This is a genomic window from Nocardioides sp. AN3 (genome assembly GCF_054653495.1).
The window spans coordinates 38655-55845 of sequence record NZ_BAAIGC010000009.1; the positions used below are offsets into that span (position 1 = coordinate 38655).

Genomic DNA, 17191 nt, shown 5'->3' on the forward strand with positions numbered 1-17191 from the left:
GGCGACATTCGCCGACCCGGCCCGGACCGCGACTAGGCCGCTGACCTGCGGTTTCGCAGATTTCCGTCGACAGCCGTCAAGCCACGAGCCTCCTGGCCCCAGCGATGCCCGTCGTTGCTCGAGCTCTCCGAGAACTGCGACGTGCCGACACGGTGGTCGTGCCGCACAGGCGTCTGTCACACCTGTGCGACGGCAGTCGTCGCGGGCGAGGCGTCGTACGACACCCCCTCCCGGGGACGGCGAGCTGTTGCTGTGCGTGGCTCGGCCCACGAGCGACCTGGTGCTCGACCTGTGACCTGACCACGCCTTCGGCCCGCAGGTCGCGGCAGCCACCGGGCGGTCGCGAGCACGCCCCGCCCCCACCTGCGCGTCGGCCCGGGCGTCGGTCCGGCACCGGAGGCGGCCTCGTCTCCGACGGGACCGCCCCCGGGCTCTCACCGCCGGGCCGGCGGGTCAAAGCGAGAGCGCCTGCTCCAGCAGGGCGGCGCTCTCGGTCGCGTGCTGCTTCGTCGACCCGGTCGCGGGGGCCGCCCCTGCCGGCCGAGCGATCACCCGCACCGGCTTGTCCAGCAGCGGCACGACGTCCGTCGCGACGAACGGCCACGGCCCCTGGTTGCGGGGCTCCTCCTGGACCCAGGTCCATTCGGCGCCCGGGTAGCGGCCCAGGACCCCGCGCAGCTCGTCCACGGGTGCCGGGTAGAGCTGCTCGACGCGCACCAGCGCGAACCTCGCCGCCTCCTCCGGGCCCAGCGACGCGACGCGGGCGCGGAGGTCGTGATGCACCTTCCCGGACGTGAGGATCACGCGTCGGACCAGGCGCGGGTCCCCGACGGTCGGGTCGTCCAGCACCGGACGGAACCCCCCAACGGTCAGGTCCTCGACCGAGCTGGTGGCGGCCCGAGTCCGAAGCATCGACTTCGGGGTGAAGACGACGAGCGGCTTGCGCGGCGACCGCGTCGCCTGCTCGCGCAGCAGATGGAAGTACGACGCGGGCGTCGTTGGCTGGGCGACCACCATGTTGTCCTCCGCGCACAGCTGGAGGAAGCGCTCGATCCGCGCGGAGGAGTGGTCGGGGCCGGAGCCCTCATACCCGTGAGGCAGCAGCAGGACCAGCGAGCTCCGCTGCCCCCACTTCTGCTCAGCGGAGGAGAGGAACTCGTCGACGACGACCTGCGCGCCGTTGGCGAAGTCCCCGAACTGCGCCTCCCAGAGCACGAGGCTCTCAGGGCTCTCGACCGAGTAGCCGTACTCGTAGCCCATCGCCGCGTACTCACTGAGCAGCGAGTCGTGGACGGCGGCACGGGCACCGGCCGGCGCGACGGCGCCGAGAGCGGGCCACCGTGCGCCCGTTGTCTGGTCGTAGACCATCGCATGCCGCTGCGCGAACGTGCCGCGACCGCTGTCCTGCCCGGTCAGCCGCACCGGGATCCCCCGGCGTGCCAGCGTGCCAAGCGCGAGCAGCTCGGCGGTGGCCCAGTCGATGCCGCCACCCGTGGCCATCTGACGACGCCGTCCGAGGATCCTCTCGACGCGCGGGTGGACCCCGAAGCCCGCCGGCGGGGTGGTCAGCAGCGTCCCGATGTCGGCGAGGTCCTCAGCGGTCGCCGGTGCGAGCCGCGCCGGGTGCGCGGTCTCGGCGACGACGGAGCGCCGCGCCGGCGGCACCGAGCTCTGCGCCGAGCTCTGTGCCGAGCTCTGCGCCTCGGCGAAGGCCTCCTCGAGCAGTTCCCGGAACGCCAGGTGGGCGGACTCGTACTCCTCCCGGCTGACGTCTCCCCGACCGAGGAGCGAGGTCAGGTATTGCGTGCGGACGCCGGGCTTGGCGTCGATCAGCCCATACATCCGCGGCTGCGTCATGGACGGGTCGTCAGCCTCGTTGTGACCGCGGCGCCGGTAGCAGAGCAGGTCGATGACGATGTCGCGGTGGAAGGTCTGGCGGTACTCGAAGGCCAGCTCGGCGGCGCGGACGACCGCCTCCGGATCGTCGCCGTTGACGTGCAGCACTGGCGCCTGCACCGACTTGACCACGTCGGTCGCGTACGTCGACGTACGACCGTCGTCCGGGAGCGTGGTGAACCCGATCTGGTTGTTGACGTTGACGCGGATCGTGCCGCCGAGGTCGTAGGCGGGCAGCTTCGACATCTGCATGGTCTCGCCGACGACGCCCTGCCCGGCCATGGCGGCATCGCCGTGGAGGATGATCGGCAGCGTCGCATACCGCCGCGCGCCGTTGCGGTCCTGCTTGGCCCGCGTGATGCCCATCGAGACGGCGTCGACCGCCTCGAGGTGCGAGGGGTTGGCGGCGAGGTGGACCGGCAGCTCCGCGCCGGTCTCGCTGCGGTAGACGCCGCTCGTGCCGAGGTGGTACTTCACGTCACCCGAGCCGTCGAACACGTCGGTGCCGTCGAACTCCTGGAACAGCTGCGAGTAGCGCTTGCCGGCGATGTTGGTCAGCACGTTGAGACGGCCGCGGTGCGCCATCGCGATCGTGGCGCCGTCGAGTGACTCGCCCGCCGCCCGGCGCATGAGCTCATCGAGCAGCGCGATCAGCGACTCGGCGCCCTCCAGGCTGAAACGGGTCTGGCCGACGTACTTGCTCTGCAGGAAGACCTCGAACGCCTCGGCCTGGTTGAGCTTGTCGAGGATGCGCAGCTGCTCGGCCCGCCCCGGCTTGTCGTAGGGGCGCTCGAGCTGGGACTGGAACCAGCGGCGCTGGGCGGGGTCGGCGATGTGCATGTACTCGACGCCGGTGGTGCGGCAGTAGGCGTCGCGCAGGATGCCGAGGATGTCGCGCAGGGGCCGCCGAGTCGGCGCGCCGCCGCCAAGGTCGCCGGTGACGAAGAGCCGGTCGAGATCCCACAGTGTCAGCCCGTGTCCGACGAGCTCGAGGTCGGGGTGGGAACGCTGCTCGTAGCCGACCGGGTTCGTGTCCGCCATCAGGTGCCCCCGAGCACGGAACGCCTCGATGAGCGCCTGCACCCGTGACTGCTTGCCGACCTCGAGGGACTCGTCGACCTCGATGTCGGTGGCCATCGGGATGGGCGCATACGGGATGGCGAGGGAGGTGAAGATGTCCTCGTAGAAGTCGTCCGCACCGTTCAGCAGCGCGTGCACCGTGGCCAGGAACGCACCCGAGGCGGCACCTTGGATCACCCGGTGGTCGTAGGTGCTCGTGAGCGTCACCACCGGTCCGACGGCCAGCTCGGCGAGGGCGCGGACCGAAGCGCCGGCGTGCGCGGCCGGGAACTCGATCGCACCAGCGCCGATGACCGCGCCCTGTCCCGGCATCAGACGTGGCACCGACTGCTGGGTCCCCAGGCCGCCCGGGTTCGTCAGCGAGATCGTCGCGCCGCCGAGGTCCGCGGCGGTGATCTTGTGCTGTCCCGCTCTCGCGACGATCCCGTCGTAGGCGTCGAGGAACTCCCGGAACCCGAGGTCCTGGGCGTTCTTGATGCTCGGGACGATCAAGCTCCGGGTGCCGTCGGCACGCATGACGTCGATCGCGAGCCCCAGGTTCACCCGGCCTGGCGTGACGAGAGTCGGCGTGCCGTCCTGGTCGAGGTAGTGCGCGTTCATGCCCGGGTGGGTGTCCAGCGCACGGACGATCGCCCACGCGATGAGGTGGGTGAAGGTGACCTTGCCGCCCACGGTGCGCCGCAGGTGGTTGTTGATCACGATCCGGTTGTCGCGCATGAGCTTCGCCGGCACCGCACGGACGCTCGTGGCGGTCGGCACCCTCAGGCTCAGGTCCATGTTGGTGGCGATCGTCCGTGCCACGCCTCGCATGGGCCGGAGCATCGGCGCGCCGTCGTTCGCGCCCTCCGCGCGGCCCGAGACCCCCGCCGACCCTGGCCTCTGCACCTCATCCGGTCGCGTTGCCTCGAGGGTCATCGCCCGTCCCATCCTGTCCGTCTGCTGGTTCCGCCTTTCTTCCACGCTAGGTTTTTGTACCTCAAAGTCAATAACGTGTGGGGCGACTCACGCTTCACGAGAGCGCCTGGCCGTCGCTCAGCCAGATCCTCGGTCACCGCGATAGCGCTGCGGTGAGCTCTTCGGCACTGGGGTCACCGACGGGCGCCCGGTCCTGCGGGCGCCTGGCGGGTCCGTCGCCTCCACAGCCGGCTCAGCGTCGGCTTCGGCGAGTACCTCGGCGATCTGGGTCCGGATGAAGGCGCGGGGGTCGAGGTCGCGGAGCTCGAGGTCGGCGTACTCCGGACCCAGCTCGTCTCGTAGTTGGTCGCGGGCGCTGTCGGCGAGCTTCTTGCCCGCGCGGACGAGCCGAGCAGCCTGGTTCGCCATGTCGGGCAGCCGGTCGGGTCCGAAGACGAAGACCGCGACCAGCGCGATCACGGCCAGCTCGGGCAGTCCGATTCCGAACATCTCGATCCCTCCGCCTCTCAGATCGGGGAGGTCTCGTCGTCGGGCCACTGGTCGGTGGAGTGCTGGTGACGGCCGCGGCGGCGGTCGATGATGCGGGCGATGACCTCGGCGATTCCGAAGAGGACCGTCATCGGGACCGCGAGCATCAGCATCGAGAACGGGTCGGTCGAGGGGGTCGCGACGGCAGCGAAGACGAAGGTGCCCAGGATGATCCAGGGCCGGTAGCGGGCCAGCATCCTGCCCGAGACCACCCCGGCGAGGTTGAGCAGGACCACGAAGAGGGGGATCTCCATCGCGATGCCGAAGACCAGCATCATCCGGGTCATGAAGGTGAAGAACTCACCGAAGTCCTGCAGGTTCTTCACCCCCGCGGGGGTGAAGGTGAGCAGCACCTCGACCCCCTTGGGCAGCACGTAGTAGCCCAACGCGACCCCGGCGATGAACAGCGGTCCGGCGATGAGGGCGAAGACGCGGGTCCACTTCTTCTCCCGCGCGGTGAGCCCGGGGACCACGAAGCCCCAGATCTGGAAGAGCCAGTAGGGGCTGGAGACCACGATGGCGGCGATGCCGCACAGCTTCAGCTGGAGCATCAACGGGGCGCTGACCCCGGACATGACGATCTCGGCGTTGACCTTGTCGCCGAGGATCTTCACCGCTTCCCTGTAGGGCTCGACGACGAGCTGGAGGAGCTGGTCGTAGAAGAACAGCGCCACGACGAACGCCACGACCAGAGCCGTGACCGAGCGGATGATCCGGGCGCGCAGCTCCCGCAGGTGGTCCGAGAGCGCCATCCGCCCATCGGCCCCGACACTGTGATGCGGCCGCGCCCGATACAGGCCGAGCACCCCGACGAATGACATGACCGGCTCCTACCTGTGCACAGGCGCGGTCAGGACTGCTCGCGCCGCAGACGCGCACGCTCCGCATCGAGCACAGCCTGCCTCGCATCCAGCTCAGCCCGCCGACTCACCAGCTCAGCGGCGCGCTGCGGCGTCTGGGTCGTCCCACGGTCCTCGACGTCGTCGACGTCGTCGTCGGTCAGACCCTTGGTCTCGGCCTTGAAGATCCGCAGGGCACGGCCGCTGCCACGCGCCAGGTCCGGCAGCTTCGACGCCCCGAACAGCAGCATCACGACGAGAAAGATCAAGATCAGCTCGGGCGTGCCGAGGCCGCCGAGGAGTAGTGAAGACATGACATCACCTCACGTCGAACAATGGATGTGGTCCCAGGCGGGCAGCACCGACGGGTAGTCGGCCCGATTCACCAGCGCCTGAGCGCAGTCGCGACACGCACGGGGGCCGGCGCGATCAAAGCGCAACGTCCAGAAGAGGCGCCACGTCACGGCGGACCGACCGCAGACCGTCTGCAGACTGCCCTCTTGGCGTGCGTGCCACTCACCTTCCGGCATCCTCACCTGAAGGTCGCCCTTCCGGCTCGCTGCGATGTGCGGCGCCGTGACCAGATAGGTCGGCCTTGCCGAAGGTGCCTGGACGGTCGTCTTGCGCCGCTTGCGCCGAGAAGCGGGGGTCGGTAGATCACGCATCAGAGTCCTCGGACCGGTAGCGCTACTTCGCCATGTCGTTCACAGGGTCGGCGACCCCGCCGAAGCAGAGCGACAGGACCTGCTCCAATGTCGTGTCCGCGGTGTCGACGTCCGCGACGATGCGGCCCTCACGCATCACCAGCAACCGGTCGCTGATCCGAACCGTCTCGGCGATGTCGCTGGAGATGAACACGACGGCACGGTCGCGCTCGGCGATGTCGCGGACAACGCGATGGATCTCTTCTTGGGCACCCACGTCGACGCCTTGAGTAGGCTCGTCGAAGATGAACACCTCGGCGTCGGTCGCCAACCACTTGGCGATGACCACCTTCTGCTGGTTGCCTCCCGACAGATGGCTGAACCGACTCTCACAGCTGGCGGCCTTGATGCCGAGCAGGCGTCGATCCTCATCGTAGCGCCGACGCTCCTCGCGGCGGTCGATGAAGCCGAACCGGGAGACCTTGTCGAGCGATGCCAACGTGAGGTTCTCGCGAACCGTCCATTCGCCGATCGAAGCCTGCTTGCGCCGGTCCTCCGGCGCCAGCGCGATCCCGCGCCGGATGGCGCGTCCGGGAGAGGAGGGCGTGAACGCACGATCACCGAGAAGGATCCGGCCGCTGTCCGGACGGAGCGCGCCGAACAGGAGATGGACGAGCTCCGAGCGCCCTGAGCCGACGAAGCCGGCGATCCCCGTCACCTGTCCTCGATGGAGCGTGAGGTCGACGCCACGTACCTTGTTCTTCCAACCGAGCCCGGTTGCCTGGAGAGCGATGGCGCCGCGCTCGTTGTGCTTCGCGGTCACGAGGTTCGACGGCTCGACACCGAGAATCAGTCGCACCAGCTTCTGCCGGTCCTGCAGGTCTTCCTGCGAGGCCTCGCCGACGATGCGGCCGTCCCGGAGGACCGTCGCCCGGTCGCAGAGAGCGGCGATCTCGTCGAGTCGGTGGGAGACGTACACGACCCCGATGCCCTCACCTCTGAGTCGTTCGACGGTGGCGTAGACCTGCTCGACCTCGTGCGCGCCCAGCGAGGCGGTCGGCTCGTCCATGATGATCAATCGTGCGCCGAGCAGCAGACAGCGGGCGAGCGCGACCATCGACTTCTCCGGTGCGGACAGGTCAGCAGTTCGCGCGTCGACGTCGATGTCGATGCCGATCCTGTGCAGGATTTCCCGGCATCGGGCCCGCATCTCCCGGCGGTTGATGAACGGTCCGAGCAGCGGCGGCCTGAGGCCCAGGTAGACGTTCTCGTAGACGGCCAGATCGGCGACGAACTGCGGATCCTGATGCAGGACAGCGATGCCGGCAGCCGTCGACTGCGCTGCGTTCGCGAAGGTGGAGGTGCGACCCTCGATCTCGATCGAGCCGGCATCGGGCCGGTACGCGCCGGCCAGGATCTTGATCAGGGTCGACTTCCCTGCGCCGTTCTGCCCGATGAGTCCGTGGACCTCGCCTGCTCGGACTTCGAAGTCGACGCCGCTCAAGGCCTGCACGCCCTGGAAGCTCTTGGCCAGACCGCGAACCCGCAACCAGGGTTGCCCGGCGAGGACCCCAGCCTCGGCGCTCATCGGGCGGCCACTCGACGAGCGAAGGTGCTGATGGTGACGGCAGCGACGAGCACGATGCCCTGCGAGGCGATCGTCCAAGCCCGCTCGACGCCGGCGATGACCAGCCCGTTGGACAAGAAGCTCAGCATGAGCACACCCACGACGGTCCCACCGATGTGGAACTGACCCTCGCGCAGGGTCGCCGCACCGATGAAGCACGCGGCGAACGCGGGCAGCAGATAGCTCAGAGCGGACGTGGGGTTCCCCACGCCGAGGCTCGAGGTGACCATCAGGCCGCAGAGGCCGGCGAGCAGCCCGCTGAGGATGAACGCGAGGAGGCGCGCGGTCTCATTGTTGATTCCGGAGAGCCGCGCAGCGACGGGGTTCCCGCCCACGGCGTACATCCTGCGACCAACGGTGGTGCGCTCGAGCAGCAGCCATGCGCCGAGTGACACCGCCAGCCAGACGATGATCAGCACGTACACGGGGCCGACGCTGCCACGGCCAAGCGTGGTGAAGTCGGGCGGAAGGTCTGCGGAGATCTGGATGCCGCCTCGATAGGCGATGAGCCATCCGGCGATGATCTGACCGGCGCCCAGTGTCGTGATGAACGCGGACACACCCAGGCGGGTCACGACCAGGCCGTTGGCAAGGCCCACGCCGAGACCGACGAGAAGGGCGGCGACCGTTCCGCCCGCCATTCCGAAGGACTGCGCGGTGCCGGCGGCGAGCATGCCGGCCGCTGTGGCGGTGTATCCGATCGAGAGGTCGAAGTCGCCCAGGATCAACACGATCGTCAGCCCGATCGCGAGCACACCCAGCGCCGCACTGGCCTTCAAGACGTTGCCCAGGTTGCTCACGGTCAAGAACGAGTCGGCGACCATCGAGAAGATCAGCAGCATGAGGACGAAGCCGACGAGGGTTCCGTATCGCGCGAGCAGGAGGAGCCAGCGCCCGGACGCGTCGCGCCGACGGCCGTCGACCGGCGGCGAGGAAGCAGGGATGGCCGCAGGCTCAGCAGCCGCCGCGGATGAGAGTTCCGTCCGTTCCATCAATGACTCCCTTGTCAGTCGTGGGTGAGGGGAGCGCGTCACCACGTCCGCCGTACCGAAAAAGTAGGCCGCCGCCGGGGCCGGTTCCAGTCCACCAAAGTGGACAGATCGAGACGCCGGCTGCCTGGTCGGAGGGTGTCGAGGGTGTCCACCTTGGTGCACTGGAGGGCACCGCTGCCCGGCCGTAGTGTCCCGACTGACCCCACGCGCGGCACCTCGGAGCACCGTGCGTCAACCCCGCGGCGGCCGTCTCACTCGGCCGCGGCGACTCCGCGATGAGGCAGAGGAAATGACCACTCAATCGATTTCCCGTCGGTTCGTTCTCGGGAGCATGGCAGGCACCGGAGCCGGAGCACTGCTGGCCGCGTGCAGCGTGAGCGGCGGCGCCGCCGAGAAGCCAGCCACTACGGCGCCCGCGGCGGGCGCCGCCACGGGTGCGGCTGCTGTCGATCTCAGCTCCCTCAAGGGTGCGAAAGTCGGCATCGTCGGCATCAACCTCAAGGGTCCGACCGTCGCGCGTGCGGTGAGCGTGATGGAGGGCTTGGCCAAACAGCACGAGTTCAAGGTCGACGCCGTCGACACCGCCTTCGATCTGCTCAAGACCAACGACACCATGCGCGTCTGGACCGACCAGGGCTACGACGCGATCGTCGTCGCCAACACCGAGGCCGCCAACATCGCCGACGGGCTCCAGGCGGCCGGCACCAAGAAGATCCCGGTGGCAGGCTTCTACTGCGGTGTCGCGCCGGGCCTGGCCTTCGACGTGGGCGCCAACGAATGGATCGCCGGCAACAAGGTCGCCACCTACATCTCACAGCGACTTCTCGTGGAGGGCAAGGGTCGTGGGATTGCGATCTTCGGCTACACGCCGCTGGCGAACCTCAGAACCCGAGAGCTCGCTGTGACGACCCAGGCCGGCTTCTACAAGATCCCCATCGTCTCGCGCCAAGAGGTCAACGCCGACAACTCCGCCGTCGACGTCCAGAACAAGACCGGGGACATCCTCACCCGCTTCCCGAAGGGCGGCCATCTGGGCGCGGTCTTCGTGCCGTGGGACGAGGGCGGGTACGCCGCGGTCTCGGCGTTGGAGGCAGCCGGGCGCGACGACATCTTCGTCGTGTCGCTTGACGGCGAGCAGCCCAACCTGGACTCGATCCGCAAGGGTGGCCCCCAGGGCGCGACCGTCGTCAACGACATGGTGGCTGTGTCGAACGTCGTCCTCGACCAGATCGGGAAGATCCTCGGTGGCGCAAAGCCGCCGAAGAACCCTCAGCTCTTCGTCGACTCACCGCTCGTGACGTCCGACAACGTTCCGAAGCCCGGGGTCATCCCCGAGGGCACCGGCCTGACGCCGTACTACACAGGCTGAGGCAGTGAACACCGCCCGAGCACTCTGGGCGTCGGCGCAACGACACCGGGACCGGCCCGCCTTGCGGACCGCGGAAGGCACGTGGAGCTACCGGAGCGTGGCGGAGGCGTCCGCCGCCTTCGCCGACCGCCTCCGGAAGTCAGGGGTGAGGCCGGGTGACCGTGTGCTCCTGGTCGCACCGACGTCGCCTGAGTTCGTCGTCGCCTACTTCGGGATCCTCGCTGCCGGCGCCACGGCCGTCACGGTCAACCCGGCCTGCACCGAGTCGGAGATGTCGTACTTCCTCGACGACTCGGGCAGCTCGATGGCAGTCGTGTGGCCCGAAGGTGCCGAAGCGGCGTGCCGAGCGGCGCTCGCCCGCGGGTTGCCCGCATGGGTCCTCCGCCCGGACGTGCTGGCCGCCGCTGCCGTCCGGGCGGAGCCGGAGCCTCGAGCCGACGACGACGTCGCCGTGCTGCTGTACACCTCCGGCACCACCGGTCGCCCGAAGGGCGCGGAGCTCACCCACGCGAACCTCACGGCCAGCGCAGCGGCTTTCGTCGAGCTCCTCGATCTCGGTGACGATGCCCGTCTGGGCACCGCGCTCCCCCTTTTCCATGTGTTCGGGCAGGTGGCGGTGCTCGGGTGTGCCCTGCAGCAGGGGGCGACACTCTCACTCCTGCACCCGTTCAGTGGTGATGGGCTCGTCCGGCTTGCCGGGGAGCACGAGCTGACCGTGCTCTACGGCGTGCCGACGATGTGGAACGACATGCTCCAGACGCGCCGGCTCGCGCAAAGGGAGACGCCGCACCTGCGGCTTGCGATCTCGGGCGGGGCCGCTCTCCCAGCGGAGGTCGCGCGACGCCTGTTGGACCGGTTTGGCTGCACGGTCCTGGACGGCTACGGCATGAGCGAGAGCACTGGCGCAGGCACGATGGCACGACCCCAGGCATTCAAGAAGGAGGGCAGCGTCGGTCGCTCGCTCCCCGGGCTCGAGGTTCGGGTCGTCGACGAGTCCGGCTCGCCGATGCCTGTCGGCGCGACCGGTGAGGTGGTGATCCGCGGCCCGGTGGTGATGCGCGGCTACTGGAACCGGCCCGACGCCACCGCCGAGACCCTCCGCGACGGATGGCTGCACACCGGCGATCTCGGCCGCCAGGACGAGGAGGGGGACCTCTGGATCGTGGGCCGAAGCAAGGAGTTGGTCATCCGCGGCGGCTACAACGTCTACCCGCGTGAGATCGAGGAGCTGCTGTACCAACACCCGGCCGTTCGCGAGGCGGCGGTGATCGGGGTCCCCGACGACCGACTGGGTGAGGAGGTGGCGGCCGTGGTGGCGTTCCGAGAGGGGCAGACGGCGAGCGGCGCCGAACTGCGTGAGTGGCTGTCCCTCAGACTCGCGCCCTACAAGCTGCCGCGCATCTACGCCGCCCTCGACGCTCTGCCGAAGGGATCCACCGGGAAGATCCAGAAGCGAGCGCTCGACCCTGCTGCCATCAGGGCCGCAGGTGACCGCGCCGGCGGGCGCAGCCACTCGGCGTGACCACACCCGCCCCTCCGCCTCGGACGCCGCTATCGCCCCTCCACCAGCAGCGTCACGGAGTCGGCGACCGCCACAGGCCTGTCGTGCCCCTGCCGCTCGAACCGCTGCCGCACCCGCAACTGGATGCCGCGTGCGCCCTCGTCCACCGCCACCACGGTCGCCGTCATCCGCACGCGCGATCCGACCGGGAGCGCCGAGGGGAAGCGCACCGTGTCGTAGCCGTAGTTCAACACGTGTGCAAAGCCGTCGAACGAGATGAGCTGATAGGTGAGTGCGGGTCCGAGCGCCAGCGTGAACAGTCCGTGGGCGATGGTTCCGCCGAGCGGACTGGCTCCCGCGCGCTCCACGTCGACATGGATCCACTGGCGGTCGCCGGTGGTCTCCGCGAAGGCGTCGACGTCGGTCTGCGTGACCTCGCGCCACGGCGTCGGACCGAGCTCGACGTTGAGAAGGCCGTCCAGATCGCGACGGGTGACGGGCGTGATGGGGGATGTGCCAGACATGACTGCTCCTTTCAAGAGCTCCTTCTCACAATAACTTGAATTTGAAGCCAGTTTCAATAATACTCGTGCCACGCAACCACCGAGAGAGAGCCACGATCGTGTTCGAACCATCCGACCGCGCGAAGCGCTTCCGCGATGACCTGCAGGACTTCATGGATGCGGCCGTCTACCCAGCGGAGCCTGTGTACGAAGCGCAGATGCACGCGTCGGGCGACCCGCACTTCCACCCGCCCGTTCTGGAAGATTTGAAGTCAGAAGCGAAGCGACGCGGCCTGTGGAACCTCTTCCACCCCCACCCGGACTGGGGCCCTGGACTCTCCAACCTCGACTATGCCCACCTGTGCGAGATCCTGGGCCGCAGCCCGCACCTGGCTCCGGAGGCGACGAACTGCTCGGCCCCCGACACCGGCAACATGGAGGTTCTGACGCTCTTCGGGACCGAGGAGCATCAGCAGCGCTACCTGCGCCCGCTCCTGGAGGGCACCATTCGCTCGGCATTCGCCATGACCGAACCCGCTGTGGCGAGCTCGGATGCCACGAACATCGAGCTGCGCATGGTGCGCGACGGTGACGCCTACGTGCTCAACGGCCGCAAGTGGTTCGCCTCGAACGCCCTCCATGCCAACTGCCGGGTCCTCATCGTCATGGGGAAGACGGATCCCGACGCTGCGACTCACCGTCAACAGTCGATGATGGTGGTGCCCATCGACGCACCAGGCGTGACGATCGTGCGGGGCCTGCCGGTCTTTGGATACCAGGACCGTGAAGGGCACGCGGAGATCCTCTTCGAGGATGTGCGCGTCCCTGTGTCCGACGTCCTCGCCGGCGAGGGCGAGGGATTTGCGATCAGCCAGGCACGACTCGGTCCCGGTCGCATCCACCACTGCATGCGCGCCATTGGCATGGCCGAGCGGGCTTTGGAGCTGCTCTGCCGTCGCGCCCTCGGCCGCGCGACATTCGGAGTGCCGATCGCCGAGCGGTCGAACATCCAGGACTGGATCGCCGAGGCTCGGATCGACATCGAGAAGAGTCGCCTGCTGACGCTCAAGGCCGCGTGGATGATGGACCACGTCGGCAACAAGGCTGCGAGGACCGAGATCGCCGCCATCAAGGTCGACGCCCCGTCGATGGCCCTGCGCATCGTCGATCGCGCGATCCAGGTCCATGGCGCGGCAGGTGTCACTGACGACGTGCCGCTCGCCAACTTCTGGGCCCATCTGCGGACGTTGCGCCTCGCGGACGGTCCTGACGAGGTCCACAAGCGCGCGATCGCGCGGCAGGAGCTCCGCAAGTACAGCGTCAGCACCGCATCCGTCCTCGCAGGAAGCCGCTGACATGGTGGGCGAGCTGACCGGCAGCACGGCGATCGTCACCGGCGGATCGCGCGGAATCGGTCTGGCCACCGCAGCCGCTCTCGTCGCTGCGGGTGCGAACGTGGTCCTCACCTCACGTCGGCGAGAAGCCGCTGAGGCCGCGGCCGACGAGATCAACCTCTCCTCCGAGCCCGGAGGCGGGATCGCAGTCGGCTACGGTGCCCATGCCGCCGACGAGACAGCCGCCGCAGCCTGCGTCGAGCACACCGTCTCCCGGTTCGGAAGCCTCGACATCCTCGTCAACAATGCCGGCACCAACCCGGCGTACGGGCCGCTGGTCGACCAGGATCACGCGCGCTTCACCAAGACCTTCGAAGTCAATGTCTGGGCACCCCTGCTGTGGAGCGCGCTCGCCGTCAGAGCCTGGATGGGCGAGCACGGCGGCTCCATCGTGAACCTCGCCTCGATCGGCGGCATGTCGGTCGAGCCGAGTCTGGGGGTCTACAACGCGACCAAGGCGGCGATGATCCACGTCACGCGGCAGCAGGCCTTCGAGCTCGCACCTCGTGTCCGCGTCAATGCGGTCGCGCCCGGTGTGGTGCGAACACGGCTGGCGGAGGCCTTGTGGAGCGACCATGAGGACAGCCTCAACAGGTCCCTGCCGCTCGGCCGCATCGGCGAGCCAGCCGACATAGGCGAGGCGATCGTCTTCCTCGCCTCTGACCGCTCCTCCTGGATCACCGGTGCGACCCTCCTGATCGACGGCGGGATGCTCCTGGGCGATGCGGCGAGCGCCGCGGCCGAAGCGGTCCGGCGGACGGAGAAGGTCCATGGGTGAGCCGAGCCGCGCCACGGTGGAGGTCTCCGGTGTTTCGACCGACGCTCTCCGAGCCTGGATGTCAGATCGCGGCCTCGGCAACACCGGTGCGCTCGCGCTCGAGCGAGTCGGGTTGGGACAGTCGAACCTCACCTACCGTGTGACCGACGAGGCCGGGCAGAGATGGGTTCTTCGGCGGCCGCCGCTCGGTGAGCTGCTGGAGTCAGCCCACGACGTGGTCCGGGAGGCGCGGATCCTCTGTGCGCTCGCACCGACACCGGTGCCGGTCCCGCAGATCTACGGGACGGTGCAGCCCGGTGTGATCGCCGACGACTCCCCTGCGGTGGTGATGGCCTGGGTCGACGGCACGGTGATCGACCGGCCTGAGGTCGTCGAGACCATCCCGCCCGCTGGAAGGAGAGCCTGTGCCCTCTCGCTCGCGCGCGCCCTGGCAGCTGTCCACGCCGTGCAGCTGCGCCAGGCCCGCCTCGACGACCTGGCGAGCCATAAGCCGTACGCCCCACGTCAGCTACGACGCTGGTCCGCGCAGTGGCACCGGTCCCGGACTCGCGACCTCCCGCTCCTCGAGGATCTGACTGAGCGTCTGTGGCAACACGTGCCACCACAGACGGAGACGACCCTCGTCCATGGCGACCTCCACCTGCGCAACGTGATCATGTCACCCCAGACGAATGAGGTCGCGGCCGTGCTCGACTGGGAGCTGAGCACGCTCGGCGATCCCCTTGCCGACGTCGGCACGCTGCTCGCCTACTGGCCGGCCGCCGACGAGGTGGGGATCGACCCGTTCACGCCATCGGCGCTGCCGGGCTTCCCCACACGCGACGAGCTCGTCATGACCTACGCAGAGGCCAGCGGTCGCGACACCAGCGATGTCCCCTTCTGGCACGCACTCGGCCTGTGGAAGCTCGCGGTCATCGGAGAGGGCGTCCTACGCCGCGCCCAGGACGAGCCGCGCAATCGGGCCGAGTCCGGCACGCCGACCGCCGACCGGATCGAAGCCCTGGTCCGCCAGGCCGACGCCGTGGCCCGCTCGGTCGGCATCTAGACACCCGCGACAGGCGAGAAGACCCATCAGGAGGAACCACATGAACACCAGCAAGCGCATCGCGGTCGTCACCGGCGGAGCCCGCGGCATCGGCGCGGCGATCTGCCGGCGCCTCGCCGCCGACGGCCATGCGGTCGCCGTGCTCGACCTCGACGAGGCTGGCGCCGGTGCTGTCGCCAAGGAGATCCTGGATGCCGGCGGCACCGCGGCCTCCATCACGATCGACGTCGCGGAGGAGGCATCCGTCACCGCCGCCGTCGACCGCGTGACCACAGAGCTCGGCGCACCCACCGTGCTCGTCAACAACGCCGGCATCCTCCGCGACAACCTCCTCTTCAAGATGACCCTCACCGACTGGGACCAGGTCATGGGCGTCCATCTGCGTGGCGCCTTCCTCATGGCCCGCGCCGTCCAGGGGCACATGGTCGAGGCACAGTTCGGGCGGATCGTGAACATGTCCAGCCTCTCAGCGCTCGGCAACCGTGGGCAGGCCAACTACGCCGCCGCCAAGGCGGGCCTGCAGGGCCTGACCAAGACGCTCGCGCTCGAGCTGGGCAGGTTCGGCGTCACCGCGAACGCCGTCGCGCCCGGGTTCATCGAGACCGACATGACGCGAGCGACCGCTGACCGGCTCGGCGTCGAGTTCGACGAGTTCAAGTCCGCGCTCGTCGCGCAGATCGCGGTCGGGCGCTCGGGCCTGCCCGAGGACGTCGCCGGGACGGTGGCCTACCTCGTCGGTGACGAGGCCGGGTTCGTGTCAGGTCAGGTGCTCTACGTCGCCGGCGGCCCGACGGACTGATGCCCTTCCAGGGAAGGAGAAGAAGATGAGGGAAGCCGTCATCGTGTCGACGGCCCGGACGCCGGTCGGCCGCGCCTACCGAGGGGCGTTCAACGACACCTCGGCGCAGGAGCTCGCAGGTCACGCCATCCGCAACGCCGTCGAACGCGCAGGTCTGGAGGGTGGCGCCGTCGACGACGTCGTGCTGGGCGCCGCGTTGCAGCAGGGCAGCACCGGCTACAACATCGGGCGGCAGGGCGCGCTGCGGGCCGGCCTGGGCACCGAGGTGGCAGGCATGAGCATCGATCGTCAATGTGCCTCGGGCCTGATGGCGGTCGCTACAGCCGCGAAGCAGATCGTGGTCGACGGGATGCAGGTGGTGGTGGGCGGCGGCGTGGAATCGGTGTCCTTGGTGCAGAACGAGCACCTCAACGCCCACCGCTGCGAGGATCCCTGGCTGGCACAGAAGGTGCCCGACCTCTACATGCCGATGCTGCACACTGCCGAGATCGTCGCGGAGCGCTACGGGATCAGCCGTGAGCGGCAGGACGAGTTCGCGCTCCAATCCCAGCAACGGACCGCCGCCGCCCAGGCCGCGGGACGCTTCGACGAGGAGATCGTCCCGTTGACCGCGGTGAAGAAGGTCCGCCGGGACGACGGTGGAAGTGACCTCGAGACCGTGACCCTGCGCACGGACGAGGGCAACCGGCCGGGCACCACGGCCGAGGCGCTCGCCTCCCTCTCCCCCGTGCTCGAGGACGGGGTCGTCACCGAGCGGGCCAGCGTGACGGCAGGCAACTCCTCCCAGCTCTCGGACGGGGCCTCCGCGCTCGTCCTGATGGAGGCACAGGAGGCGGAGCGCCGCGGGCTGGAGCTGCTGGGACGATATCGCGGCATCGCGGTCGCCGGCTGTGGGCCCGAGGAGATGGGCATCGGTCCCGTTCTCGCCATTCCGCGGCTGCTGGACAGGCACGGTCTGCGGACCGACGACATCGACCTCTGGGAGCTCAACGAGGCGTTCGCGTCGCAGGCGGTCTACTGCCGCGACCTGCTGGGCATCGATCCCGAGCGGTTCAACGTCAACGGCGGCGGCATCTCGATCGGCCACCCGTATGGCATGACCGGCGCGCGCCTTGTCGGCCACGCGCTGCTGGAGGGACGCCGGCGGGGGGCCAAGAACGTCGTCGTGACGATGTGCATCGGCGGCGGCATGGGCGCCGCCGGACTCTTCTCCCTCACCTGAGCACTTCCTCCCCCGACCACGGCAAAGACGGCGGCAAACACCGCGACAACAACCACAGA

The 17191-nt window shown here is 69.0% G+C and carries 15 protein-coding genes; 8 read left to right on the top strand and 7 right to left on the bottom strand.

What is annotated here, in order from left to right:
* The first annotated feature begins 141 nt into the window (after positions 1-141).
* Positions 142-300 (top strand): 2Fe-2S iron-sulfur cluster-binding protein, encoded by a 159-nt coding sequence (locus ACYQ1K_RS12100; RefSeq protein WP_459983241.1) that lies wholly within the window; start codon positions 142-144, stop codon positions 298-300.
* Between the two features lie 153 nt (positions 301-453).
* On the opposite strand, the gene ACYQ1K_RS12105 is transcribed toward ACYQ1K_RS12100, so the two are convergent.
* The 6 genes from ACYQ1K_RS12105 to ACYQ1K_RS12130 all read right to left on the bottom strand — a co-directional run bounded on the left by ACYQ1K_RS12105 (position 454) and on the right by ACYQ1K_RS12130 (position 8521).
* Entirely contained in the window at positions 454-3936 is a 3483-nt protein-coding gene (locus ACYQ1K_RS12105) for a multifunctional oxoglutarate decarboxylase/oxoglutarate dehydrogenase thiamine pyrophosphate-binding subunit/dihydrolipoyllysine-residue succinyltransferase subunit (RefSeq protein ID WP_459983242.1), read from the bottom strand.
* A 72-nt stretch (positions 3937-4008) separates the two neighbouring features.
* Positions 4009-4380: a sec-independent translocase gene (locus ACYQ1K_RS12110; RefSeq protein ID WP_459983243.1), complete on the bottom strand. Its 372-nt coding sequence runs from the start codon at positions 4378-4380 to the stop codon at positions 4009-4011.
* Between the two features lie 17 nt (positions 4381-4397).
* Positions 4398-5240, bottom strand: a complete 843-nt coding sequence (gene tatC, locus ACYQ1K_RS12115) for a twin-arginine translocase subunit TatC (protein ID WP_459983244.1) — start codon at positions 5238-5240, stop codon at positions 4398-4400.
* A 29-nt stretch (positions 5241-5269) separates the two neighbouring features.
* Positions 5270-5572, bottom strand: coding sequence for a twin-arginine translocase TatA/TatE family subunit (gene tatA, locus ACYQ1K_RS12120; protein ID WP_459983245.1), 303 nt, complete (start codon positions 5570-5572; stop codon positions 5270-5272).
* Between the two features lie 373 nt (positions 5573-5945).
* Positions 5946-7490, bottom strand: a complete 1545-nt coding sequence (locus ACYQ1K_RS12125) for a sugar ABC transporter ATP-binding protein (protein ID WP_459983246.1) — start codon at positions 7488-7490, stop codon at positions 5946-5948.
* Positions 7487-8521 (bottom strand): ABC transporter permease, encoded by a 1035-nt coding sequence (locus ACYQ1K_RS12130; protein ID WP_459983247.1) that lies wholly within the window; start codon positions 8519-8521, stop codon positions 7487-7489. The genes ACYQ1K_RS12125 and ACYQ1K_RS12130 overlap by 4 nt, the downstream gene beginning before the upstream one ends.
* Positions 8522-8852: 331 nt before the next feature.
* Here ACYQ1K_RS12130 and ACYQ1K_RS12135 point away from each other — a divergent pair, with 331 nt between their 5' ends.
* Together ACYQ1K_RS12135 and ACYQ1K_RS12140 are read left to right on the top strand one after the other, a co-directional pair.
* Positions 8853-9890 (top strand): sugar ABC transporter substrate-binding protein, encoded by a 1038-nt coding sequence (locus tag ACYQ1K_RS12135; protein ID WP_459983248.1) that lies wholly within the window; start codon positions 8853-8855, stop codon positions 9888-9890.
* A gap of 4 nt (positions 9891-9894) precedes the next feature.
* The gene (locus ACYQ1K_RS12140) at positions 9895-11412 is read left to right on the top strand and encodes a class I adenylate-forming enzyme family protein (RefSeq protein WP_459983249.1); all 1518 of its coding nucleotides are present in this window, start codon (positions 9895-9897) and stop codon (positions 11410-11412) included.
* Between the two features lie 29 nt (positions 11413-11441).
* Here ACYQ1K_RS12140 and ACYQ1K_RS12145 read toward each other — a convergent pair whose 3' ends face one another.
* On the bottom strand, positions 11442-11915 hold the full coding sequence (locus ACYQ1K_RS12145; protein ID WP_459983250.1) for a MaoC family dehydratase: 474 nt from the start codon (positions 11913-11915) through the stop codon (positions 11442-11444).
* Positions 11916-11980: 65 nt separating this feature from the next.
* Here ACYQ1K_RS12145 and ACYQ1K_RS12150 point away from each other — a divergent pair, with 65 nt between their 5' ends.
* Genes ACYQ1K_RS12150 through ACYQ1K_RS12170 form a run of 5 tightly spaced genes read left to right on the top strand, consistent with a single transcriptional unit; the run spans position 11981 to position 17132 of the window.
* Positions 11981-13249: an acyl-CoA dehydrogenase family protein gene (locus ACYQ1K_RS12150; protein WP_459983251.1), complete on the top strand. Its 1269-nt coding sequence runs from the start codon at positions 11981-11983 to the stop codon at positions 13247-13249.
* Between the two features lies 1 nt (position 13250).
* The gene (locus ACYQ1K_RS12155; RefSeq protein WP_459983252.1) at positions 13251-14066 is read left to right on the top strand and encodes an SDR family oxidoreductase; all 816 of its coding nucleotides are present in this window, start codon (positions 13251-13253) and stop codon (positions 14064-14066) included.
* The gene (locus ACYQ1K_RS12160) at positions 14059-15111 is read left to right on the top strand and encodes a phosphotransferase family protein (protein WP_459983253.1); all 1053 of its coding nucleotides are present in this window, start codon (positions 14059-14061) and stop codon (positions 15109-15111) included. The genes ACYQ1K_RS12155 and ACYQ1K_RS12160 overlap by 8 nt, the downstream gene beginning before the upstream one ends.
* Before the next feature lie 40 nt (positions 15112-15151).
* Positions 15152-15910 (top strand): 3-oxoacyl-ACP reductase FabG, encoded by a 759-nt coding sequence (fabG, locus tag ACYQ1K_RS12165; RefSeq protein ID WP_459983254.1) that lies wholly within the window; start codon positions 15152-15154, stop codon positions 15908-15910.
* Positions 15911-15935: 25 nt separating this feature from the next.
* Complete coding sequence (locus tag ACYQ1K_RS12170; protein ID WP_459983255.1) at positions 15936-17132, top strand: acetyl-CoA C-acyltransferase; 1197 nt, start codon at positions 15936-15938, stop codon at positions 17130-17132.
* Positions 17133-17191: the final 59 nt, after the last annotated feature.

Coding starts and splice junctions, on each gene's coding strand:
- ACYQ1K_RS12130 (WP_459983247.1), bottom strand. CDS start 8,521: ATGGAACGGACGGAACTCTCATCCGCGGCGGCTGCTGAGCCTGCGGCC.
- tatC (WP_459983244.1), bottom strand. CDS start 5,240: ATGTCATTCGTCGGGGTGCTCGGCCTGTATCGGGCGCGGCCGCATCAC.
- ACYQ1K_RS12110 (WP_459983243.1), bottom strand. CDS start 4,380: ATGTTCGGAATCGGACTGCCCGAGCTGGCCGTGATCGCGCTGGTCGCG.
- ACYQ1K_RS12155 (WP_459983252.1), top strand. CDS start 13,251: ATGGTGGGCGAGCTGACCGGCAGCACGGCGATCGTCACCGGCGGATCG.
- ACYQ1K_RS12170 (WP_459983255.1), top strand. CDS start 15,936: ATGAGGGAAGCCGTCATCGTGTCGACGGCCCGGACGCCGGTCGGCCGC.
- ACYQ1K_RS12145 (WP_459983250.1), bottom strand. CDS start 11,915: ATGTCTGGCACATCCCCCATCACGCCCGTCACCCGTCGCGATCTGGAC.
- ACYQ1K_RS12135 (WP_459983248.1), top strand. CDS start 8,853: ATGGCAGGCACCGGAGCCGGAGCACTGCTGGCCGCGTGCAGCGTGAGC.
- ACYQ1K_RS12125 (WP_459983246.1), bottom strand. CDS start 7,490: ATGAGCGCCGAGGCTGGGGTCCTCGCCGGGCAACCCTGGTTGCGGGTT.
- ACYQ1K_RS12160 (WP_459983253.1), top strand. CDS start 14,059: ATGGGTGAGCCGAGCCGCGCCACGGTGGAGGTCTCCGGTGTTTCGACC.
- tatA (WP_459983245.1), bottom strand. CDS start 5,572: ATGTCTTCACTACTCCTCGGCGGCCTCGGCACGCCCGAGCTGATCTTG.
- fabG (WP_459983254.1), top strand. CDS start 15,152: ATGAACACCAGCAAGCGCATCGCGGTCGTCACCGGCGGAGCCCGCGGC.